The sequence below is a fragment of the Pseudarthrobacter sp. 10T415 genome (assembly GCF_056394175.1).
In genome coordinates, this window is record NZ_JBFTHJ010000005.1 from 218,700 (window position 1) to 240,238 (window position 21,539).

Annotated in this window: 20 protein-coding genes and 3 tRNA genes; 11 read left to right on the forward strand and 12 right to left on the reverse strand. The window is 65.2% G+C overall.

Going from position 1 to position 21,539, the window contains the following annotated elements; all coding sequences use genetic code 11:
- Positions 1 to 60 precede the first annotated feature (60 nt).
- The 4 genes from AC1DBN_RS09835 to AC1DBN_RS09850 all read left to right on the forward strand — a co-directional run bounded on the left by AC1DBN_RS09835 (position 61) and on the right by AC1DBN_RS09850 (position 1,498).
- Positions 61 to 134: transfer RNA gene (locus AC1DBN_RS09835), tRNA-Ile, on the forward strand.
- A gap of 68 nt (positions 135 to 202) precedes the next feature.
- On the forward strand, positions 203 to 319 hold the full coding sequence (locus AC1DBN_RS09840) for a DLW-39 family protein (protein WP_208858419.1): 117 nt from the start codon (positions 203 to 205) through the stop codon (positions 317 to 319).
- Between the two features lie 72 nt (positions 320 to 391).
- A tRNA-Ala gene (locus AC1DBN_RS09845) sits at positions 392 to 467 on the forward strand.
- A gap of 92 nt (positions 468 to 559) precedes the next feature.
- The gene (locus AC1DBN_RS09850) at positions 560 to 1,498 is read left to right on the forward strand and encodes a DMT family transporter (protein WP_091716953.1); all 939 of its coding nucleotides are present in this window, start codon (positions 560 to 562) and stop codon (positions 1,496 to 1,498) included.
- A 19-nt stretch (positions 1,499 to 1,517) separates the two neighbouring features.
- Here the strand turns inward: AC1DBN_RS09850 and AC1DBN_RS09855 are convergent, their stop codons facing one another.
- Both AC1DBN_RS09855 and AC1DBN_RS09860 read right to left on the reverse strand, forming a co-directional pair.
- Positions 1,518 to 2,393 carry a glycosyltransferase family 2 protein gene (locus AC1DBN_RS09855; RefSeq protein WP_056080232.1) on the reverse strand — a complete coding sequence of 292 codons (876 nt, stop codon included), beginning with the start codon at positions 2,391 to 2,393 and terminating at the stop codon, positions 1,518 to 1,520.
- 138 nt (positions 2,394 to 2,531) lie between these two features.
- Positions 2,532 to 3,518, reverse strand: coding sequence for a hypothetical protein (locus tag AC1DBN_RS09860; protein WP_314212627.1), 987 nt, complete (start codon positions 3,516 to 3,518; stop codon positions 2,532 to 2,534).
- Positions 3,519 to 3,673: 155 nt separating this feature from the next.
- Here AC1DBN_RS09860 and AC1DBN_RS09865 point away from each other — a divergent pair, with 155 nt between their 5' ends.
- Entirely contained in the window at positions 3,674 to 4,219 is a 546-nt protein-coding gene (locus AC1DBN_RS09865) for a peptidylprolyl isomerase (protein ID WP_091716956.1), read from the forward strand.
- A gap of 9 nt (positions 4,220 to 4,228) precedes the next feature.
- Complete coding sequence (locus AC1DBN_RS09870) at positions 4,229 to 5,107, forward strand: rhomboid family intramembrane serine protease (protein WP_477723091.1); 879 nt, start codon at positions 4,229 to 4,231, stop codon at positions 5,105 to 5,107.
- 794 nt (positions 5,108 to 5,901) lie between these two features.
- Here the strand turns inward: AC1DBN_RS09870 and AC1DBN_RS09875 are convergent.
- A complete protein-coding gene (locus AC1DBN_RS09875) occupies positions 5,902 to 6,510 on the reverse strand; it encodes a DNA-3-methyladenine glycosylase I (protein ID WP_477723092.1) in 609 nt (202 codons plus the stop codon).
- 48 nt (positions 6,511 to 6,558) lie between these two features.
- Positions 6,559 to 6,810, reverse strand: a complete 252-nt coding sequence (locus AC1DBN_RS09880; RefSeq protein WP_091716962.1) for a cell division protein CrgA — start codon at positions 6,808 to 6,810, stop codon at positions 6,559 to 6,561.
- A 165-nt stretch (positions 6,811 to 6,975) separates the two neighbouring features.
- On the opposite strand from AC1DBN_RS09880, the gene AC1DBN_RS09885 reads away from it, so the two are divergent.
- The 3 genes from AC1DBN_RS09885 to AC1DBN_RS09895 are packed head-to-tail and all read left to right on the forward strand — an operon-like array spanning position 6,976 to position 8,569.
- The gene (locus AC1DBN_RS09885; RefSeq protein ID WP_091716964.1) at positions 6,976 to 7,758 is read left to right on the forward strand and encodes a class E sortase; all 783 of its coding nucleotides are present in this window, start codon (positions 6,976 to 6,978) and stop codon (positions 7,756 to 7,758) included.
- Positions 7,759 to 7,760: 2 nt separating this feature from the next.
- Positions 7,761 to 7,931: a hypothetical protein gene (locus tag AC1DBN_RS09890; protein WP_172829890.1), complete on the forward strand. Its 171-nt coding sequence runs from the start codon at positions 7,761 to 7,763 to the stop codon at positions 7,929 to 7,931.
- On the forward strand, positions 7,928 to 8,569 hold the full coding sequence (locus tag AC1DBN_RS09895) for an aminodeoxychorismate/anthranilate synthase component II (RefSeq protein WP_012630758.1): 642 nt from the start codon (positions 7,928 to 7,930) through the stop codon (positions 8,567 to 8,569). Before AC1DBN_RS09890 ends, AC1DBN_RS09895 begins: the two co-directional genes overlap by 4 nt.
- 55 nt (positions 8,570 to 8,624) lie before the next feature.
- Here AC1DBN_RS09895 and pknB read toward each other — a convergent pair whose 3' ends face one another.
- Genes pknB through AC1DBN_RS09930 form a run of 7 tightly spaced genes read right to left on the reverse strand, consistent with a single transcriptional unit; the run spans position 8,625 to position 18,105 of the window.
- Positions 8,625 to 10,577, reverse strand: a complete 1,953-nt coding sequence (gene pknB / locus AC1DBN_RS09900; RefSeq protein WP_477723093.1) for a Stk1 family PASTA domain-containing Ser/Thr kinase — start codon at positions 10,575 to 10,577, stop codon at positions 8,625 to 8,627.
- Between the two features lie 12 nt (positions 10,578 to 10,589).
- Complete coding sequence (locus tag AC1DBN_RS09905) at positions 10,590 to 12,338, reverse strand: protein kinase domain-containing protein (RefSeq protein ID WP_314212611.1); 1,749 nt, start codon at positions 12,336 to 12,338, stop codon at positions 10,590 to 10,592.
- Positions 12,335 to 13,795 carry a peptidoglycan D,D-transpeptidase FtsI family protein gene (locus tag AC1DBN_RS09910; protein ID WP_091716970.1) on the reverse strand — a complete coding sequence of 487 codons (1,461 nt, stop codon included), beginning with the start codon at positions 13,793 to 13,795 and terminating at the stop codon, positions 12,335 to 12,337. The genes AC1DBN_RS09905 and AC1DBN_RS09910 overlap by 4 nt, the downstream gene beginning before the upstream one ends.
- A complete protein-coding gene (locus AC1DBN_RS09915; RefSeq protein ID WP_091716972.1) occupies positions 13,792 to 15,180 on the reverse strand; it encodes an FtsW/RodA/SpoVE family cell cycle protein in 1,389 nt (462 codons plus the stop codon). Before AC1DBN_RS09915 ends, AC1DBN_RS09910 begins: the two co-directional genes overlap by 4 nt.
- The gene (locus AC1DBN_RS09920; RefSeq protein ID WP_091716973.1) at positions 15,177 to 16,880 is read right to left on the reverse strand and encodes a PP2C family protein-serine/threonine phosphatase; all 1,704 of its coding nucleotides are present in this window, start codon (positions 16,878 to 16,880) and stop codon (positions 15,177 to 15,179) included. The genes AC1DBN_RS09915 and AC1DBN_RS09920 overlap by 4 nt, the downstream gene beginning before the upstream one ends.
- 2 nt (positions 16,881 to 16,882) lie before the next feature.
- Positions 16,883 to 17,365 (reverse strand): FHA domain-containing protein FhaB/FipA, encoded by a 483-nt coding sequence (locus AC1DBN_RS09925; protein ID WP_045731270.1) that lies wholly within the window; start codon positions 17,363 to 17,365, stop codon positions 16,883 to 16,885.
- Complete coding sequence (locus tag AC1DBN_RS09930; protein ID WP_091716975.1) at positions 17,362 to 18,105, reverse strand: FhaA domain-containing protein; 744 nt, start codon at positions 18,103 to 18,105, stop codon at positions 17,362 to 17,364. Before AC1DBN_RS09930 ends, AC1DBN_RS09925 begins: the two co-directional genes overlap by 4 nt.
- Positions 18,106 to 18,479: 374 nt before the next feature.
- Between AC1DBN_RS09930 and AC1DBN_RS09935 the strand changes: the two genes are divergently transcribed.
- A tRNA-Leu gene (locus AC1DBN_RS09935) sits at positions 18,480 to 18,562 on the forward strand.
- Between the two features lie 151 nt (positions 18,563 to 18,713).
- Here the strand turns inward: AC1DBN_RS09935 and AC1DBN_RS09940 are convergent.
- Positions 18,714 to 19,664 carry a 2-hydroxyacid dehydrogenase gene (locus AC1DBN_RS09940; protein ID WP_091723736.1) on the reverse strand — a complete coding sequence of 317 codons (951 nt, stop codon included), beginning with the start codon at positions 19,662 to 19,664 and terminating at the stop codon, positions 18,714 to 18,716.
- Positions 19,665 to 19,971: 307 nt separating this feature from the next.
- Here AC1DBN_RS09940 and AC1DBN_RS09945 point away from each other — a divergent pair, with 307 nt between their 5' ends.
- A complete protein-coding gene (locus AC1DBN_RS09945; protein WP_091716977.1) occupies positions 19,972 to 21,534 on the forward strand; it encodes an ABC transporter substrate-binding protein in 1,563 nt (520 codons plus the stop codon).
- The last annotated feature ends 5 nt before the right edge of the window (positions 21,535 to 21,539 follow it).

A 21,539-nucleotide genomic window follows, 5' to 3' on the forward strand; every position in this document is an offset into this window, starting at 1 on the left:
CCGATTTGAGATCGGGCCGGGATGTGCTGTAAAGTCATGTCTCGGCCCGATGAGGCATCGGGGCGTATAGCTCAGGCGGTTAGAGCGCTTCGCTGATAACGAAGAGGTCCCAGGTTCAAGTCCTGGTACGCCCACGGAACCTGTGCAGGTTCAAGTTGAGGTTTGTCTGCGGAACACTGCAGCAGGCCGGAACGGGGAGCATGTGAAGAAGTTGCTTGTACTGGCAGCGGCGATCGCAGGCGTCCTGCTCTACCGGAAAGCACAGGAATCCGAAGCCCGGAAAGATGTCTGGAGCAAGTCCACCGACACGGTGAACTAGGCTGGACGCCCGGTCTGGGAGCTGGTCAAAGGCTCCCGGGTTCTAGGGTATGATTGACGGGTTGCTTCTTATGGGGGCATGGCGCAATTGGTAGCGCACCTGCTTTGCAAGCAGGGGGTTCGGGGTTCGAGTCCCCGTGCCTCCACCATAAGAAAGTCCCGGTCCGCGGAAACGCGGACCGGGACTTTTGCTTTGTCAGCCTTGTCCCTGTTGGTGGCCATAGCGTGAGGTGGTAGTGCGGTGACCCTGTTCATTGCAGCCATGGGTGTCCTGGGCGTTGCGTCGTCAGGGCCGCTGATCGCAGCCACCCTTGGAGCCACCAGCGTCAGTGCCCTGGCCATCGCCTTCTGGCGGAACGCCATCGCAGCGGTGGTGATGGCCGGTCCCACCCTGGTCCGCGAGCCGCGCAGGTTCGGCAGCATCACCGGACGCGAGTTCCGCTGGTCCCTTCTTGCCGCCGTCGCCCTCGCCCTGCACTTTGCCTGCTTCATCACTTCCCTCCAGCTCACGTCCGTGGCCGCCGCGACGGCGCTCGTCTGCCTGCAGTCGGCCTGGATTGCCATCTTCCAGCTGCTGCGCGGCACGAGGCACCGCTGGCAGGTGCTGGCAGGGCTGGGGATTGCTTTCGGTGGGGTCGTCGCCATCACTGGATTCGACATGGGGTCTTCGCCTGAGGCGCTGCTGGGTGACATGCTGGCCCTGGCCGGCGGAGCGTTGGCGGGCCTGTACACGCTGGCGGGCGGCAAGGCCCGGCAGAGCATGACTACCGGCACTTACACAGCGCTCTGCTACGGCATGTGTGCCGCCCTGGTGGCGGTGCTCGCTCTGGCCACCGGCCAGCCGCTCTCCGGGTTCGACGCCGGAGGCTGGCTGGGGATCCTCGCCATCACCGTGTGCGCCCAACTGGTGGGGCATACAGCCTTCAACCACCTCCTGGCGACCATGAGCCCGCTGCTGGTCTCGATGATCATCCTCCTGGAGATTCCCGGCGCGGCCCTCCTGGCGTCCGTGTTCCTTGGTGAGACCCTGCCGGCCGGTACCTACGCCGGGCTGGGCCTGATCATGGCGGGGCTCGCCGTCGTGGTGGCTGGGCAAAGGTCCGGAAGGGCACGGCTCCGCAGCAAGCCACCCGGCGCCGAACCGCCGCCGGACCGGATTGCGGAGCTCGGCACGGACTAGGGACCTGCGAAGGCAGGAGCTACTGGCCGCCGCGCCGAACCGGCTGGGCCGTGTTGACCGTGTGGATGGCCCGCAACAGCTTGGCGGGGAAGTAGACCGAAAAGAAGACCACCATGGGTGCCTTCAGCGCCATCTTCTTGACGTTGTGCGCCTTGTACGTGCGGTCGAACCTGGTGACGTAGTAGCGGTAGTCCCGCGGGGAGTCCTCAAGGCGGCGCGCGGACATCCCGGACACCATCTGGGGGCAGTACTGGACCTTCAGGTCGTGTTCGGCCAGGTGCAGGGACAAATCGATGTCCTCATGCATCTCGTCTTTCTCATCCCGGCACGTTTCGGCACGGATGGTGTTCCACGCGGTGGACCTCAGCGCCATGTTGGAGCCGAACAGGAAATGGTACTGGTGCTTCGCCAGTTTCAGCATGAGCTGGCGCATCTTGTCGTCCGCCTTCAGCCCGAAGCGCCGCATGGGCATGTCGTAATAGACCACCGGACCGGTGGCCGCCTGCACCGAGTGGTCCTGGAATGCCCTCTGGACCTGCTCCACCCAATCCGGCTCCACCACCGAGTCCGCGTCAATCCGGCCCAGGACGTCCCCCGTGGCATGGTCAAGGCCAAAGTTCCGGGTGGGGATGAGTCCCTGCTCCCTGTCCTGCGTCAGCAGCAGGATGGGACTTTCCGGATACTCCAGCTGCATCTGCCGGACAATGGCGGCGGTCCGGTCCGTGGAGAGGTTGTCCACCACGATGATCTCGTGCGCGGGCACGGACTGGTAGATGGCAGCGATGAGGCACTGCCGGATGACGCTCTCCTCGTTGTAGGCCGGGATCACAACGGACACGCGGGGCAACTCGGCTGCGTCGTTCAAGGGATCCCCAGAGGATTGATCGGCTGACATCAGTCCAAATCTAGCATTGCTGCCCTCCCTGCCCGGGAGCACGCAGGCACCCCCGGACAGCGTCGCGGTCTCCGGAAACAGCAGCAGGGGCCCCGTTCCGAAGAACGGGACCCCTGCCGTGGACCTGCTGGACCGGGATCAGGCCTGTGTGGTGCCCTTATCCCCGTTGTGGATGCTGTTGGCGATGTTGCGGGTGGCAGTCTTTGCATCGGTGGCCACCTTGGGAGCGGCGTCGGATGCATCTTCGGCAACGTGCTTGGCCTTGTCTGCTGCGTCCTCTGCCTTTTCCTTGGCCGCATCAGCGGACTCGGCTACCTTGTCGGCACCGGCGGCAGCGAAGGAACCTGCTGCATCCGATGCCTTTTCGGCGGCGTCGGCGGTGGTTTCCTTGACCTCGTTGACCGTGGTGGCCGGAACCGGGGCGGGCGTGGGGGTCACGGGAGAGGGCGTCTTCCACGGATCCTCGACGGGCTTTGAGGCCTTCCAAGCGGCAACTCCGGCAGCGACTGCGGCGGCGATAACGCCGAACACCAGCCAGCCGCGCTTCTTCTTCGGCTCCGGCTGGGCCAGCTGGATGCCAACGCTGCGGCCGGCCTCGGCGGCAGCGGCCTTCAGCTGTGTGCCGGTGGCCTGCGCCTGCTCCTGGATGGTGTGAACGATTCCGGCGTCACCGAGCCGCTGGGCTACGGCGTCAACGCGGGCCGGAGCGCCTTCGAGGGTGCGGTGCACGGCCTCCGAGGCGACGCCGAGTTGGTCCGAGAGCCTGGGCAGGTATTCAACCACTACGCGGTCGCGCGCGTTGAGGACCACCGGGGTGGCCTTGTCCAGTGCCTCGTGGAGCTTGGGTGATGCGTTCTCCACCACGTCATTGATCCTGGGCGCCAGCTGCGCCAGGCCGTCCTGGAGCCGCGGGGTCACGGTAGCCACGCCGTCGGCAAGGTTATGGGCGGCGGACTTCAGCCCCTCCTGGATTTTGGGTGATGCTGTGTCCAGGCCGTGCTGCAGGCGGGGAACCGCCCAGTCAACGGCGGCTTCCACACGGGGGGTTGCCCAGTCCTTGGCATTTTCCACGGCATGGGTGACCGACTGCTCAAGGTCACGGGCAATACGATCAGACTTCTTCACAACTACCTCCCGATTAATGTGACGGTTCTGTGGTTAGCCTACGTGCCTGAGACTTCACGGGCTATTCACTCTGCGGATTTTAGGGCGATTTCACCCAGCGCGGAACTGGTACAGGGGCCGCCAACGTCATAGTCCGCCATGGAAGAATGGGCCTTATGACTGCCATCGCAACCGCAAAAGCAACCATCCACACCAGCCTCGGCGACATCGTGGTAAACCTCTTCGGCAACCACGCGCCCAAGACCGTCAAGAACTTCGTTGGACTCGCCACGGGCGAGCAGGACTGGACCCACCCGGAAACGGGCGAGGCCAAGACCGGCACCCCGCTCTACAACGGAACCATCTTCCACCGCATCATCAAGGACTTCATGATCCAGGCCGGCGACCCGCTGGGCCGCGGCACCGGTGGCCCCGGCTACCGCTTTGATGACGAGATCCACCCCGAACTGAGCTTCAACGCACCGTACAAGCTGGCCATGGCGAACGCCGGCATCCAGATGGGCAAGGGCACCAACGGTTCCCAGTTCTTCATCACCACCATCCCCACCGACTGGCTGCAGGGCAAGCACAGCATCTTCGGTGAAGTGGCCGACGACGAATCCAAGAAGGTCGTCGACGCCATCGAGGGCGTCCGCACCGGCATGGGCGACCGCCCGGTGGAGGATGTCACCATCAACAGCATCGATATCGAACAGCTGTAATCCCGCACCATGAGTTACGGAATTCCGTCGGCCGAGCCGTCCGCCCAGGTCCCGGTATGCCCCCGGCACCCTGACAGGCCCTCTTACGTGCGCTGCCAGCGGTGCGGGCGTCCCGCATGCCCCGACTGCCAGCGGGCGGCCGCCGTCGGATTCCAATGCGTTGACTGCGTCAACGAAACAAGGCGTACGACGCCGGAAGTCCGGTCCGTCTACGGCGGCACCGTTGCCACGGGCAAGCCCATGGTGACGTTCGGGATCATCGCCGCCTGTGCGGTGCTGTACGTCCTGCAGTGGATCATCCCCAACGACGCCGTCTACCAAAGCCTGGGTTTTGCCAACATCTACGCCGAACCGCGGTACGGCGAGTTTGAGCCGTGGCGAATGGTCACGGCAGCATTCCTGCATTCCCAGGGATTCATTCTGCACATTGCATTGAACATGTACATGCTGTGGATCTTCGGGCAGGCACTGGAGCCCCTCCTGGGCCGCGCCCGTTTCCTTGCGGTGTACCTGCTGTCCGCCCTGGGCGGTTCAGTGGGGTATCTGCTCCTTACTCCCCTCTACGTTCCCGGCCAGCCCCTGTACGGGGTGGTAGGCGCCTCCGGTGCCATCTTCGGCCTCTTTGGCGCCATGCTCCTGGTGCAGCGCCAGCGTGGCGGGGATACGCGGCAGCTGTGGATCCTGATTGCCATCAACGGCGCCATCGGCTTCCTGGTCCCGCAAATTGCCTGGCAGGCCCACCTCGGCGGGCTGGTCACAGGCGCCCTGTGCGCCGCCGTGATCGCGTACACGCCCCGGGGTATACGGCGGGGCCTCATCCAGGCCGCTGGCCTCCTCGCGGTCCTGGCGCTCCTCGCAGCAGCAGTGTGGGTGCGCGTCTCCATTTGATGTAGCCCGTCCGGGCCCCACGTCCTAAAACCCCCAGCCTCCTTGTGGAGGCTGGGGGTTTTCTTTATCCACAGCCCTTATCCACAATGTTAGTAACTTACAAGCGTGTAGTTCAGGCCGGCGAAGCTCTGCAGCCGCCTGCTCACAGGGCCGGGGCAGTACAGAGGCGGATTTTGTCCACACCTGTGGATAACTGCTGGGGATACGGTTGTGTTTAAGTGGAAAAAACCGCGAACCCAGGTCATCAATGTGGATAACTCCAGCAGAATGGGCCGCATCAAGCCATATGGAACCGGCTGAACGCCGTTCCTCCACAGCTTTTGCACACTGTTAATAAGTCACAAACCTGTAAGTCTCGGATAAAAATCCCCCGGAATGGCGCAGTTCGGGGCAATTCATGGGCTCCTGAAGCTTCGGAATCCACAGCTGTGGATAAGTTGTGGGTATTGCTGTGTTGGTAAGTGGAAAAGCCGGCGGTCCTGCTGGACTCCCGCGAAAGCGGTTGCAGGACTTCGGTTCCCGTGCGTGGAACTGGGGATAGAGCCCGGTGGTCCTGTGGGTACCGGCCGGTAACTCCGGGGGTGACAGTTTATCCACAGGGTATTCCACAGTGTTAATAACTGCATCCATGGCGCGGGTTTCCGTGAAAGCCCGGCTTCCGCCGGGGGTGAGGGCTCAGGGAAGGGTGGACCAACGGTTATCAACACTGTGGATAACTTTCCCCACAGGCAAAAGCGCCGGAGACAACAAAACCCCCGCTGCCGATCTCCGGCGACGGGGGTTTTGGATCAAACTCAGGAAGGCTGCGGCCACACCCCTGAGGAGCCCCGGCGGTGGCTGTCCACAAGATGAGTGTCCACCATGCCGATGGCCTCCATGAGGGCGAACATGGTGGTGGGGCCCACGAACGCGAACCCCTTCCGGCGAAGGGCCTTGGACAGCGCCACGGACTCCGCCGACTGCGTGGGGATATCCGTGTGCACCATAGGTTGAGGTGTGGTGGGAGGCTGGAATCCCCAGACGAAATCCACCAGGCCACCCTCTTCGCGCAGCGCGATGGTTGCGCGGGCATTCTTGATGGTGGCAACAATCTTCAGCCGGTTCCGGACAATGCCGGTGTCCTGCAGGAGGCGGTCCACATCGCCGTCCGTGTACAGCGCCACGGCATCGGGGTTGAAGTCGGCGAAAGCGGTGCGGAACGCCGGCCGCTTCCGGAGGATCGTGGCCCAGGAGAGGCCTGCCTGGAAGCCCTCCAGGCAGATCCGCTCGTACAGGCCGTGTTCATCCCGGACGGGCAGTCCCCATTCCTGGTCGTAGTACGTCCGCATCAACGGATCCGTGGAGGCCCACGCAGGACGCGCGAGGCCGTCGTCGCCCACTATCAGGTCAGCACTTGGTGACATGCCCGGCCCTTGTCAGGAACAATTGCGGCGGTACGTGGCCCGCATGGTTCAGGAGCGCCAGCGGGTGGTCATCATGAAGCCCACGATCGCGATGCCGAAGCCGGCCACGATGTTCCAGGAGCCCCACGGCTGGACCGGAAAGCGGCCCTCGCTGATGTAGAACGTGATGATCCAGAACAGGCCGATGATCATCAGCCCGAACATGACCGGCTTGAACCAGACCGGATTCGGCTTGTAGGCAGCCGGCGCGGCCTTCTCTGCGGTGCTGGCGGTCTTCTTACGGGGCTTTGACTCGGGCACTGGCTCTCCTTGGCGGCTGTCAAGCGCGGCGTCCCGGGCTTGATATCCTGCAAGAAGGAAATTGCCAGCGGTCTGCTCGATCTTGGTCAATTCTTACTAGCACCCAATTCTAGCCGGAGTTCCGGGGCCGCCGGTGCCCAGCGGAACCGCCCCCGAGGAGAGCGCGTGGTATTGCAGGAGAAGGCGAGGCCCGCCGCCCCGCCCACTGCCGGCGTCGTTATCCTTCGCGGTGTTGTACAGGTGGCCGGCGAGCTGCTCATCACCGCCGGCGTGATCCTCTTACTGTTCGTGGCATGGCAGCTGTGGTGGACCAACGTTGAATCCGACGCCAAGCAAAGCGAAGTCATCAAGGAATTCGCCCAGGACCTCGGCGCTGCGCCGGCTCCGGCGCCCACGGCCCCGCCCGCTGAAGGCGAGGATTTCGGTGAACCCGTGGTGGGTGCTGCCCCCGGCCACGCCGGAACCATCGGCATCATGTACATCCCCAGGTTCGGCCCCAATTACACCCGGCCCATCGTGCAGGGAACCAGCCAGGACGTCCTGGACACCCTTGGCCTGGGCCACTACGACTCGACTGCCATGCCAGGGGCCTTAGGAAACTTCGCCGTTGCCGGCCACCGGCAGACCCACGGGGCGGTGCTGGACAACATCCACACCCTGGTGCCGGGAGACAAGATCTACGTCCAGACCAAGGACGGCTACTACACCTACATTTTCCGGAACAACCAGATCGTAATGCCCTCGCGCACCGACGTCCTGGCCCCGGTGCCCACCCTCCAGGGCGTGGCCCCCACGGAAAGGTTCCTCACCATGACCAGCTGCAACCCGCGGTTCGGTGCGGAGGAACGCATCATCGCGTACGCCCTGATGGACAGTTGGCGCCCCGGCTCGGCCGGACCGCCCGCCGAAATTGCCGCGCAGGTGGCCGCAGCGATCGGGAAGGGCTGAGCATGTACGGCTGGATTTTCCGCAACCTCCCGGGGCCGCTCTGGCTGCGGATCGTCACATCAGTGGTGCTGTTGGCGGCCGCACTGGTATTGATGGTCCAGTTCCTGTTTCCCTGGATGTCCGAGTACACCCAATTCACTGACTCAACGATTGGTGCAGCAAGCCAGCCATGACCACAACCAAGATCCTCGTGGTGGATAACTACGACAGCTTCGTCTACACCCTGGTGGGCTACCTCCAGGAGCTCGGCGCCGAGACCACGGTGGTCCGCAACGACGACGTCACCCTCGCCGAAGCGATCGAACTTGCCGGCACCCGCGACGGCGTCCTGGTGTCACCGGGCCCCGGCAACCCTGCCGAGGCGGGCATCTGCATTGAACTGATCAAGTGGTGCGGTGAAAACAGCGTCCCCATGTTCGGCGTGTGCCTGGGCCACCAAGCGCTGGCAGAGGCCTTCGGTGGGACTGTGACTCACGCCCCCGAGCTCATGCACGGCAAGACCTCGCAGGTGGAACACATCGGAACCAGCGTGTTTGCCGGCCTCCCCTCCCCCATCACCGCCACGCGCTACCACTCCCTGGCTGCCGTCCGTGAGTCCATCCCGGACGTCCTGGAAGTCACGGCACAGACGGCGTCCGGCGTGGTCATGGGGCTGCAGCACCGCACGGCCCCGCTGTGCGGTGTGCAGTTCCACCCCGAATCGGTCCTGACCGAAGGCGGCTACCAGATGCTCGGCAACTGGCTCGAATCGCTGGGAATGGCCGGCGCGGCCGCGCGGGCAGCCAAGCTGAGCCCGCTGATCCAGCACTGAGCCGCCCGATCCACGGGATGAACCGATGGTCCGGATCATCCCGCCGGGGTTCCGGCTAGCCCCGGTCCCTGCCGCCCTTGGTTGAGGTGGGTGTGGGTGTGGGGGACGGAGTGGCGGTGGGAGGCGGCGGCGGTGCCTTGGCCACCACTATGGTGATGGTCTTTCCCTGCTCCACTGCGGCATTGACGGCGTCGCTCTGGTCCGTCACCCGGCCCGCCTCAACCTGGCCGTTTTCCGCTTCGACGACGTTCGGCACCAGGCCCAGGTCCTTGAGCGCTGCTTCCGCCTCCTCGCGGGTGCGGCCCCGGAGCTCGGGAACCGCCACCTTGCCGGTGGAAACCACCAGTTCAACGGTGGTACCCACCCCTACGCTCTGCCCCGGTGCGGGACTGGTGGTGATGACGATGCCGGCGGGCACGGTTGCACTGTTGGCCGTGGTGGTTGACGGCGCACCCACCAACCCCACCTGGCGCAGGACGTCACGAGCCGCGGCCTCCGTGGAGCCCGGGATGGTCTCCGGGATCTTCACGGCGCTGGGACCCTCGGAAATGTTCAGGATCACCTCTGCGCCGGGATCGAGCTTCTGGCCGGACACCGGGTCGGTGCCGATCGCGATGCCCTTGGGTACGGCGTCGTTCTGTGAACGCGTAATCTTCGGCTTCAGGTTGGCGTTGTACAGCTCTTGCAGGGCTGCCGACTCTGTCATGGAGGCCACCACCGGTATGTCCACCTTCGGCGGTGGCGGCGCAGGCCGGTTCACCACGCTGTAAACCCACAGGCCGCCGCCGGCAAGGATGAGCACGGTGAAGATCACCAGGGTTGCTATCCACGCCCGACGCCGGGATTTCTGCCGCGGGGAAGGCTCGCGTTCCGGGGAGAGGCCAAGCGGCAGGGGCTCAGGTTCGCCGGGCTCGTCCGCAACGCTCAGCGGTACCCGGGTGCCGCCGTCGTCCGAGCCCGTGACGGCGAGGCGGCCGGTGGGGGCGTCGTCCAGGAAACCGGCGCCCGCGGCGGCAGCGAAGGCCTCGGTTGGTGGGCTGTCCGGTGTGGGCACATGGTCGTTGGGGTCCGTGGGGGCTTCGGAGGCCGGCACGGCGGGCACGGCAACGCCGGACCGGGCTGCCCGGAGCGCGCGCTGGAAGGCTGCTGCATCCTGGAACCGGTCGTCACGGTTCTTTTGCAGCGCCTTGGCCATGACGGTGTCGAGCGCCGCTGAGACCTCGGGGTTAATGCTGCTGGGCGGCGCCGGGATTTCGCGGACGTGCTGGTAGGCCACGGAAACGGGGCTGTCACCAATGAACGGCGGCCTCGAGGTCAGCATTTCGTAGAGCAGGCAGGCAGCCGAGTACAGGTCGCTGCGGGCGTCAACAGTCTCGCCCCGGGCCTGTTCCGGCGAAAGGTACTGGGCTGTGCCCACCACGGCCTGCGTCTGGGTCATGGTGGCCGAGGAGTCTGCCATGGCGCGGGCGATCCCGAAATCCATCACCTTGATGGAATTTGTTGCCTTGCAGTACATGACGTTGGCAGGCTTGATGTCCCGGTGCACGATGCCGGCCCGGTGGCTGTATTCGAGGGCACCGAGAACACCCAGCGTGTAGTCGATTGCCTGCCCGATGCTGACGTCCTTGGCCCGGATCAGGTCCCGCAGCGTCTTGCCGTCCACGAACTCCATCACGATGTACGGCAGCCGGACGGATTCCTCTGAACCGTCGTGGACCTGCTGTTCACCGGTGTCGTAGATGGCCACGATGGACGAATGGTTCAGGGCGGCGACGGACTGCGCCTCACGCTTGAAGCGGGCCTGGAACTGTGGATCCCGGGCCATATCGGGCCGCAGGATCTTGATGGCAACCGTCCGCCCCAGCCTGGTGTCCGTGCCGCTGTATACGTCCGCCATGCCACCGCGTCCAATGAGGCCGCCGAGCTCATAGCGGCCGCTCAGGACACGCTTGTTGTCCACCGGGACATTGTCCTCCCGGTGGAGCGGTGCGCGCGATGACTCGTTCACGTTCAGGTCCGTTTACCGTGCGCAGGTGGGCGGGGTGCCCGGCTCCTGGCCGGTGGAACAGGTGGGCAGGGGCAACTGCGGGGAGGGCGCTGACTGTGCGGTGGTGGGGGCCGTCGCGGTGGGCGCCTCCGACGTGGGTGCCTGGGAGGTGGGGGCAGGCGGCGCCACGGCATAGGTCACGGTGATTGACGATCCCACCGGCAGCGGTCCCGTGGGGTTGAGGCCTACGACCTGTCCCGGTGAGGCCTCGCTGGTTTGCTGCGGCTCCACCGTCACAGCCAGGCCAAGGTTGGAAAGCTCGGACTGGACCTGGCGGTAGTCCTTGCCCAGGTACGCGTCCGGGATCACGTTCACGGTTTCCTGGGTGGGCGTCGGCGTCGGGGTGGGCGTATCACGCGTCGGCGTCGGGGTGGGTGCCTGCGATGTCCTGGTGGGTGTGGCACTGGTGGTCTTCGGGCTGCTTGAGGTGGCAACCGACGTGGGGCTGTTGGACGGCGAGAACACGCCCATGTTGTTAAGCAGGAAGCCCACCAGGGCGAACAGGACGAGCAGGATCAAGGCGATTAGGGGCCACGTCCACGGGCTGCGGCCCTTGCGCTGCGGCTCATCGGCTGGCTCGTCGTCGTACGCGGTCTCTTCCTGGTCCCAGTTACGCTCGGCGGCCAGCGCGTTGGCGCGGGCCAGCGGTCCCTGGGGCGCGTTGCCGTCCGCGGCGTCGCCATCGGCGGCGTTCGCTGCGGCGGCACCGGCAGCACCGGCAGCGGCTCCGGCTGCGGCGGCCCCCACTACCGGAAGCGCGGAGGTCGCTGTGGGTGAGGAATCCCGCTGCGCACCGATCACGCCGGTGGGTGCGGTGGCCGTATCCACGGGTGCGGTGATGGGGCCGGTGTCCGGTGCGTCGAAGAGCAGCATGCCGGGTACTGCGGCGCGGGCCGCGCCGACGTCCCCGTTGCGGATGGCTTCAGCCGCCTCGGCGAGCTTGATGGCGTTTGCCGGCCGGTTCTTGGGGTCCTTGGCCAGCATGGACATCAGGAGCGCGCGGACCGGTGTGGGCAGCGTCTCCGGCAGGGGCGGCGGTGCGTCATTGACCTGGGCGAGGGCGATCGCGATCTGGGATTCGCCGGAGAACGGACGGTGGCCGGTCAGGCACTCGTACCCGATGACCCCGAGGGAGTAGATGTCCGAGGATCCCGTGGCGGTCTGTCCGGTGGCCTGTTCCGGCGCAAGGTACTGGGCGGTGCCCATGACCTGGCCGGTCTGGGTGAGCGGCACCTGGTCGGCCAGGCGGGCGATGCCGAAGTCCGTGACCTTCACGCGTCCGTCCGGCGTGATGAGGAGGTTGCCGGGCTTGATGTCGCGGTGCACCAGGCCCTGGGCGTGCGCAACAGAGAGCGCCCGCGCGGTCTGGGCCATGATGGACAGGGTGCGGTCCGGCGACAGCACATGTTCATGCTCGATGATGCTGCTGAGGGGCTGGCCGGGCACCAGCTCCATGACCAGGTAGGCGGAGCCTTCCTCCTCGCCGTAGTCGAAGACGTTGGCGATCCCCACGTGGTTCAGGAGTGCGGTGTGGCGGGCCTCAGCGCGGAACCGCTGCAGGAAGCCGGGGTCTCCGGTGTATTCCTCTTTCAGCACCTTGATCGCGACGATGCGGCCGAGGACGAGGTCCTTTGCTTTCCAGACTTCGCCCATGCCGCCGATCGCGATCCGCGTGGTCAGCTGGAATCTGCCGCCGAGGGTGATTCCGGTTGTAGGCCTCACTTATTCAACACCGCCTCAAAAATTTTCTTCGCGTTAGGACTGGTCAGCTGTGCTCCGGTGGTGATGTCCACGCCCTCCATGGCGATGGTGACGCTCACCTGCGGGTTGTTTGCGGGGGCGAAGCCGGTGAACCAGGAGTTGTTGGTGCCGTTGCCCAGCTCCGCGGTTCCGGTCTTTCCCGCCACCTGGACGCCCGGGACGCCTGCGCGGTTCGCAATTCCTTCGCTGACCGCACTGACCATCCAATCGGTGATCTGGTTGGCGATCTCCGGCGTAGTGGAGGTCCGGAGCTGCTCGGGCTGCGGCTCGTCGATGACCCGCAGGTCCGGGGAGCGGAGGGTCTTGATGAGGCTTGGCCGCATCTGCACGCCGTCGTTGGCTATCGCGGACGTCATCATGTTGATCTGCAGCGGGGTGGCGCGGACATCCTTCTGGCCGATTGCCGACTGGGCGAGGCCCGGTGCGTCCAGTTCATTCGGGAAGCCGTCGCCGCGGGCGTAGCCGATCTTGAGCTGGTCTCCCAGGTCCTCACCGAAGCCAAACTTCTGTGCCTGGGAAGCGATGGCGTCACGCCCCAGGTCCAAGGCGATGCTCGCGAAGGGGGTGTTGCAGGACTGCTGCAGGGCAAACGCGAAACTGGCGGTGTCCCTGGTGTAGCAGTTGCCGCCGGCATAGTTGGGAAGCCGGTAGGAGATACCGTCGAAGGGCATTTCGGCCGGGTTGGGCAGGACACTGTCCGCGTTGTACTTCCCGGAGGCAAGGGCCGCCGCCGTGTCGACCAGTTTGTACACCGAGCCCGGGGCCAACAGCTCACCCGTGGGGCCGCTGACATTCTGGTTCAAGTTGATGCCGGGCACCTTCAGGAACTCGTTGATGTTGGCGCTTTCCGCCTCGGGATCCTGGACGGCCACCTTGTTGGGATCGTAGGACGGCTTCGATGCCATGGCCAGGATGGCACCCGTTTTGGGGTTAGTGACCACGATGGATCCGCGCTGGCCATCAGGAATCAGGCTGTAGGCGAGCTGCTGGAGCTGGGGATCGATGGTCAGTTCAACGGAAGCGCCCTTGGGCTGGTTTCCGAGGAAGAGCTGGCCTACCCGGTCCAGGAAGAGCTGGTCGGAGTCACCGGTGAGGACTTCACCCATGGCCCGCTCCAGTCCGGTGGCGCCGTAGTTCTGCGAGAAGTACCCCGTCATGCCGGCATACAGTTCCGGCTGCGGGTAGGTGCGCTGGAACTTGCAGGTTTCCGAGCCCGTTTCCACGGACTCGGCCACCGGGGTTCCGCCCACGATGATGGCGCCGCGGTCGCTGCAGTAGTTCTGCAGGATGGCTCGCTGGTTCAGGGGGTTGGCCTTCAGTTCATCGGCGCCCACCACCTGCACGAAGCTGAGCGCGCCGAAGAGCAGGGCGAACATGGCGACCGCCGCTATCCATGAGTGTCGTATGGCCTGGTTCATGCCTGCTTCACCGCCTCGGTTGGAGTATCAATGCCTGTCGTGTCTGCGCCCTTGGACGGCGGCAGCGGAGTGGTGTCCACCGGGCCGCGGGCTGTGTGCGAAATCAGCAGCAGCAGCCCCACGATGATCCAGTTGGCCAGGAGGGAGGATCCGCCGGCCGCCAGGAACGGCGTGGTGAGGCCGGTCAGTGGAATCAGGCGGGTAACGCCGCCGATCACCACGAAGCACTGGAGGGCCACGGCAAACGACAGGCCGCAGGCAAGGAGCTTGCCGAACGCGTCCCGGGTGCCAAGCGCCGCCCGGAAGCCACGGGTCACCAGCAGCAGGTACATGAGGACGATGGCGAAGATACCGATCAGTCCCAGTTCCTCGCCGAGGGACGCGATGATCATGTCGCTGTTGGCGAAGGGAACGAGGTCCGGCCGGCCCTGGCCCAGTCCGGTACCCACCAGGCCGCCGTTGGCCATGCCGAAGAGGCCCTGGATCACCTGCCGGCTGCCGTTCTCGTAGACCTCGGGAGTGAAGGCGTTGATCCAGCCGTTGATGCGCTGCTCCACGTGGGAGAACACCCGGGAGGCAACGAAGCCACCGCCTAAGATCAGGGCCAGGCCGATGACTACCCAGCTGATCCGGCTGGTGGCCACGTAGATCATGACGATGAACAGGCCGAAGAACAGGACCGAGGAACCGAGGTCCCGCTGGAAGATGAGCACGCCGATGCTGACCAGCCACGCGGCGATCATCGGTCCCATGTCCTTGAATCGGGGGAACTGCAGGGGGCCGATCTTGCGGCCGGCCAGCAGGATCAGGTCCCGGTTCGAGGAAAGATACCCCGCGAAGAATATGGCCAGGGTGATCTTGGCGACCTCGCCCGGCTGGAACGTCATGGGGCCGAGCCGGATCCACACCCGGGCGCCCAGGATTTCCCCGGCACTGATGCCGGGAACGAGCGGCAGGACCAGCAGCAGGGCGCTGGCGGCCAGCGAAATGAACGTGAAACGGCGAAGGATGCGGTGGTCCTTCAGGAACCAGATGACGGCGATGGCCACTGCCATGGCGATCAGCGTCCAGCGGAGCTGGTTGTTGCCGGTGTCCGCGCCCGGCGGATCCAGGCGGTGGATCATGGCCAGGCCGAGTCCGTTCAGCGCAACCACCAGGGGAAGCATAACCGGATCGGCATACTTTGCGCGGAAGCGCAGCACGCCGTGGAATGCCAGGGCCGCTACCGCGAGCAGGCTCGATTGGAACCAGAAATCGGAGTCGAAGGCCTTTTCCTTGTCCACACCAACCATCATGTTGGCGCCGATGCCCACGGCAAGGGCGAGGACCAGCAACGCAAGTTCAACATTGCGGCGCGGCTTCAGGGTGGTGCTGAGCTGGCTCACTTGGCTCCCTCGCAGTTGACGGTGGGGCTCGGCGATGGAGTGGGGCTGCCGGATGCCGGGGCTGCGGACGGTGGGGCCGCTGACGCCGTAGCTGACGGAGCGGGCGTGGTGGGAACAGGGGTTGGCGACGGCGATGCCGTAGGTGCAGGGCACTCCTCTTCGGGTGAAGTGGTGCCGGTAAGTTCGAGGTTCTTCACGATCCGCTGTGCGTCGTAGAGGTCGCTGGCGGGGACGGTCTGGCGGACCCGCTGCTGGGAAAATTGGGGGAGCGAATCCATCCGGATATCCGTCACGGTTTCCAGGCTGGAGAGCTGGATGGGGCCAAGCCGCTGGGAAACCCCGTTGAAGATGGCAACCCGGGAATCGGACTCGCCCACGTAGTAGCGGGTCTGGGTCCAGGCATAGCCAAGCCACAGTCCAATACCCAGGACAACCACAACAGCTGCCGCCACGGACCAGGTAATCCAGCGGCGCGGCTTCAGCGGCACCAGCGTTTCATCGTCGTCATTAGCGGCTGGTTCAGCCTTATGCGTCAGAACTGTGGCGGCCCTGCGGGCCACGGTACGTCCGGCGATGGTGGGGATGGAACCGGACTCGGCGGCGGTTGCGGCGGCGCCCACCAGTTCATGGGGGCGCGAGGACAGTTCTTCGCGCAGGACTTCAGCGGACAGGTGCTCCCCGAGGTGGGGGTCGGTGGATCCCGGGTCCGGTGTCTTGTCTTCCGAGGGTCCGGTGTCGGGTTCGCTGCCGCCAACCGTCTTGGCATCAGCCGGCTGGGACTTGGCTCCCGGGTCCCGGGCATCCTTTGCGTCTGCATCGGAGGCTTCCGCGGTTGCCGCAGCCGGTGCGGCTGACGCGGCCGGCGCGTCAGCGGACTCGGTTGCCCGGGCCGCGGGAATGACGTCGACGGCGGCCGTGCTGACGTCGTCGGGCGTTTCTTCCGCGATCTCGAGCATGATGACCGTGACGTTGTCCGGGGAGCCGGCCTCCAGGGTTAGGTCCACCAGGGTTTCCACGCATTCGCGGAGGTTTGGGGTTTCCTTGACGGTCCGCTCCACGGCGTGGCCGGCAACGTAGTTAAGCCCATCGGAGCAGAGGAGCCAGCGGTCACCCGGCCGGGCCTCCAACGTGTCCAGGTCCAGCTCGGGGCTGGCATCCACGTCACCGAGCACGCGCATGAGCACGTTCTTGTGCGGATGCGTTTCCGCTTCTTCAGGCTTGAGCCGGCCTTCATCGATCAGCCGCTGGACGAACGTGTGGTCCACGCTGACCTGTTCGAATTCGCCGTCCCGGAGGCGGTAGGCGCGTGAATCGCCGATGTGGGCGAAGTGCAGCTGGCCTTCAGCGAGCAGCAGCGCTGTCACGGTGGTGCCCATCCCGGCGAGTTTGGGATTGATATGGACCAGCTCGGACAGCAGGGAATTTGCTGTCTGGATCTCGTCGGCGAGGATGGTGCCGGCGTCGCCCTCATAGTCCGCGCGGTCCAGGTGGATCATGTCCAGGACTGTGGCAGCAGAGGCGACGTCGCCGCCGGCATGACCGCCCATGCCGTCCGCTACGACGGCCAGGTGCCGGCCCGCATAGGCGGAGTCGTCGTTCTTGGAGCGGATCCGGCCGACGTCGGACCGGGCCGCGTAGCGCATGATGAGGGGCCGCGGCGCGGGCTGGGGCCCGGTTGCGGGGTTTTCGGGAACGGCCACAGCTACGGCCTCAATTCGATGACCGTCTTGCCGATTCTCACAGGTACGCCTGGCTCAACGGGCAGGGCACGGGTAAGTTGCTGGTCCGCAAGGTACGTGCCGTTGGTGGATCCAAGGTCTTCGATGAACCAGCGGCTGCCCTGCGGAAACAGCCGCGCATGGCGGCCTGAGGCGTAGTCGTCCTCGAGTACAAGGGTGGCTTCCTGGGCGCGGCCCAGCAGGACCGGGCTGGCGGCCAGCGGAAGCGTGGTTCCCTTCAGGGGGCCCTCCACCACCACGAGTTGCCTGGCCTGCTGCTTCACCGGCTGCGGCGGAGCTTCGGCGAGATCCGGGTTCTTGCGGACCTCACGGGCGGTGGGGGCTCCGGAGGCGGCCTTGCGGCCCACCATCAGGTCCCGGCGCATGGCGGAGACAATGCTGAAGATGAGCACCCACAGGAGCAGCAGGAAGCCGAACCGCAGCGCGGTGATGGTCAGGTCGCTCATGCGTGGCCACCAGGGTTGGCAGGAAGCAGGCGGAAGATGATCTTTGTCCGTCCCATCGTGATGGTGGAGCCGTCAGTAAGTTCAATGCTGCCCGAAACCCGCTGCCCGTTGACGTAGCTTCCGTTCGTGGAGCCCAGGTCCACGGCGCTGGTGGCACCGTTGGAAGTGCGGATCTCCAGGTGCCGGCGGGAAACTCCGGTGTCCTCCACGTGGATATCGGCCTCGGAGGATCGGCCCAGCACGATGGAGGGGGCGTTCAGTGAGTAGCGCTGGCCGTCGATGTCCAGGACCGGCTGCAGCCTGACGGGCTGGCGGCTGGGAGCGGCTGGCACTGCGGGGCGCGACGGCTGGGCGCTGCCGTTGCCCTTGGACTTTTCGGTGGAGGAAGCGATCTCGAAGTCCCCGGCCCGGAGCTCGGAATCACGCCGGAAGGAAATGCGGACAGACCCCTGCAGCGTGTAGCCCTGGCTGCGGACGTGGTTGATGACGACGTCACAGAGTTCCTCGGCCAGCGGGGTTCCCCATTCCTGGGCCCGCTTGAAGTCGTCGTCGCTGAGTTGGACATCGAAGACATTCGGGGCGAGGGTGCGTCCGGCCGCGACGGTGAGGGCCTTGTGGTCCACTTCCCGGCGCAGCCTGCTGGCGATTTCTACGGGTTCGACCTGCGCCTTTGAGCCGGTGGAGAAGACGCCACGTACGGCCTTTTCGATGCCGCGTTCCACTTTGTCCAGCAGACCCATGGTTCTCCTCCTTTCCCTCCGGCTGAGGGGCAGTTCGCAGTCCGGAACTTCACCCGGCGTTCAGTAGACACTCGCTGGTATGGCTGCGCACGGCAGCCACTCCTACATCCGATACTACTGGGACGGCCTGCGAATGACCTTAATCCACAACGGCCCGCCGCCTTCAAAAGTTCGGCCCCCGGTGCCTCAGGTCCGTGGCGGAAAGGCCCTGAGGGCGGGTGGCCGGGCTCCGATGATTGGCGTTCTGCGGCCGGGTCCGGAGGGCCCCCAGCGGTCAATTGGTGTTTTGCGGCATGTGTCCGTTATGCTTGATCTCGCTGCTTTTACAAGACTGCGAATCGGGAAACCGTCCGCAGTGGCGTGGAAGAAGTTGCGCGCGAGTGGCGGAACGGCAGACGCGCTGGCTTCAGGTGCCAGTGTCCGAAAGGGCGTGGGGGTTCAAATCCCCCCTCGCGCACGCAATTGAGAAGAGCCCCGATCTGAGGATCGGGGCTCTTCTTGTTTTAAGCCGTGCCCACCTGTTGCCCTATCAGATTTGGTTGCCAAACCCGGGTTTTAAGGGTCCGATCTGATAGGGCAACGGGGGGGGAGGCGGACGCATGGCGCCGCTACGGGTGCACCGGGGATACCGCGGAACCGGTCTCGGCATAGGAGCGCAGGTTGGCCAGGGTCAGGTCCGCCATCGCTGCCCGGGTTTCGTTAGTGCCGCTTCCCAGGTGCGGCAGGAGGACCACGTTGTCCAGGTCCAGCAGGTCCTGGGGGACTTTGGGCTCGTCAACGAAGACGTCCAGGCCCGCTCCGCCCAGCCTGCCGGACAGCAGTGCGTCCACCAGGGCGTCCTGGTCCACTACCGATCCGCGGGCAATGTTAATGAGGTAGCCGCGGGGTCCCAGCGCTTCAATGACGCCCGCGTCCACCAGGCCTGTCGATCCCGGGCCGCCGGCCGCGGCCACGATGAGTACCTCGCACCCTGCGGCGAGTTCACGCGGTGAGGCCGCGTACCGGTAATCGACGCCGGCTACCGGGTTCCGGCTGTGATAACTGATCTCGCAGTCGAAGCCTTCCAGGCGCCGGGCGATCACTTTGCCGATCCGGCCCAGGCCAAGGATGCCCACTTTGCGGCCGCTGGCTTTGGTGGCCAGCGGGAAGTTGCCCTTGTTGAGCCAGTCACCGCGCCGGACGAACCGGTCCGCGGCACTGATTCCGCGCAGGACATCCACGTACAGGGCAATGGCGGTGTCAGCAACGCAGTCATTCAGGACATCCGGGGTGTTGCTGACGATGATGCCGCGCTCGAACGCCTGTGCCACGTCCGTGGTGTCATAGCCGACGCCGAAATTGATGACTGCGCGCAGGTTGGGCAGGGCGCGCATCAGGTCCGTCCCCACCCCAATCTTTCCGGAGGTCACCGCGACGTCGAAGGTGCCGCCGTGCTGGCGGAGGAAATCCGCCCGTTCAGCCGGAGCGTCGGGCAGCCGGACTGCGCCGTAGTCGCCGGTGATCGTTTCCTGGACGACTGGCATGAGGGGCCCTACCTGGAGGACAGCGATGTTCTTCATATCCAGCACACTAGGTTTCGGACCCATACAGGTCCAACATGTAAATGGCATGGATCCATGCCCGAACTGTATTGATGGGCCGGGTCCGGCGGAATGGCGCGGATCCCGCGTGTCAGTGGTACGGATCACAACTGCCAAAAGCACCAATCGGCCACGCAACGGCACCGGGGGCCTGAGCCAAATCCCTTGTGGGCCCCCATCAGCTCAATTAGCTTGAGTCGAGCGCGGCCCCGCCAAGCATCCTTTCGCCGATGCGTCTGACGGTGCCGGGGCACTGCGCACCAAGTTTTCCAACCGGAGGATCCCAATGACGTCTTCTTCAAAGCTTCCCTTCCAGGCCACCGCGCTGAGGTGGCCGGCCCTCGCGGCCGTCGCAGTGTTTGGCCTCAGCGCCTGCAGCGTGGCCAATTCGGACAGCGCCGGAGGCAGCGCGGCGGACACTGTGCGCGTAGTGCTGGGCCAGGAACCGCCCACACTCGAGGCCTGTGAGTCCAACCTGACTTCCACCGGCGTTGTGGTTCGCTCGAACGTGACCGAGCCCCTGATCGAACGCAATCCGCAAAGCGGTGAACTCGAACCCAAGCTCGCCACCGAGTGGAAGGCCACCAGCGACAGGGAATGGACCCTGAAGCTCCGGGAGGGAGTCAACTTCCAGGACGGAACACCCTTCAACGCCGAGGCGGCAGCCTTCACCATCGACCGGGCGGTGAACTCCAAACTTGGCTGCAACGTTGAGGGCTATGTCTTCGGAGACGCCGACCTTGACGTCAAGGCCGTCGATGCCACCACCCTGACCGTGACAACGCCGGAGCCGGACCCCATCCTGCCGCTGCGGCTCTCCTTCCTCGAAGTGGTGCCGATGTCCACCAGCACCACCGAGAAGGTCCGCGAACCCATCGGCACCGGCCCTTACAAGATCGAGTCGTGGGACGCCGGCCAGAAGATCTCGCTCAGCAGCTGGGACGGTTACTGGGGCGACAAGCCTGCCTACTCCAAGGCGGAGTACCAGTGGCGCTCCGAAAGCTCTGTGCGTGCCGCCATGATCACCAGCGGTGAAGCGGACATTGCCATGGGACTGAGCCCGGATGACAACATCGGCGACCTCGGCGTTGACTACCCCAACAACGAAACAGTGGCGCTGCGCATGGACGCTAACGAAGCACCGCTCAATGACATCCGGATCCGCCAGGCGGTCAACTACGCCATCGACAAGGAAGGGATCGTCAACTCGCTCTACCAAGGCAAGCACCAGGTGGCTGCGCAGCTGGTCCCCGAAGGCATCGTGGGCCACAACTCCGGGCTGAAGGGCTGGCCGTTCGACCTCGAGAAGGCAAAGTCTCTGGTGGCAGAAGCCAAAGCCGAGGGCGTTGACACCTCCAAGCAGATTTCCCTGGTGGTCCGCAGCGCCCAGTTCCCCAAAATCACCGAACTGGCCCAGGTACTGCAGGAACAGCTCAGCCAGGCAGGCCTGAACGTGAAGCTGAAGATGCTCGAAACCAGCCAGCACCTGACCTACCAGGTCCGCCCGTTTGCCGAGGATGAAGGCGCCGTTGCCCTGATGACCCAGCACGGCAACCAGGCCGGTGACGCCGCCTTCACGGTGGACCAGTACATGCTCTCCACCGGAGCCCAGAGCTACTTCGGAACCCCGGAATTCGACGCCATGATCCGGAAGGCGGACGCTGCCTCCGGCGATGCCCGGCAGAAGGCCTTCGAGGAGGTCTTCGCCTACCAGAACGACAAGGTGGTCCAGTTCGCGCACATCTCGCACCAGACCGGCATCCTGGGCAAGGCCAAGTCCGTCTCCTACACGCCCAACTCGTCCAGCGGTGACGAGCTGCGCATCTCCGAGATGACCCCGGCCAGCTAACCTCC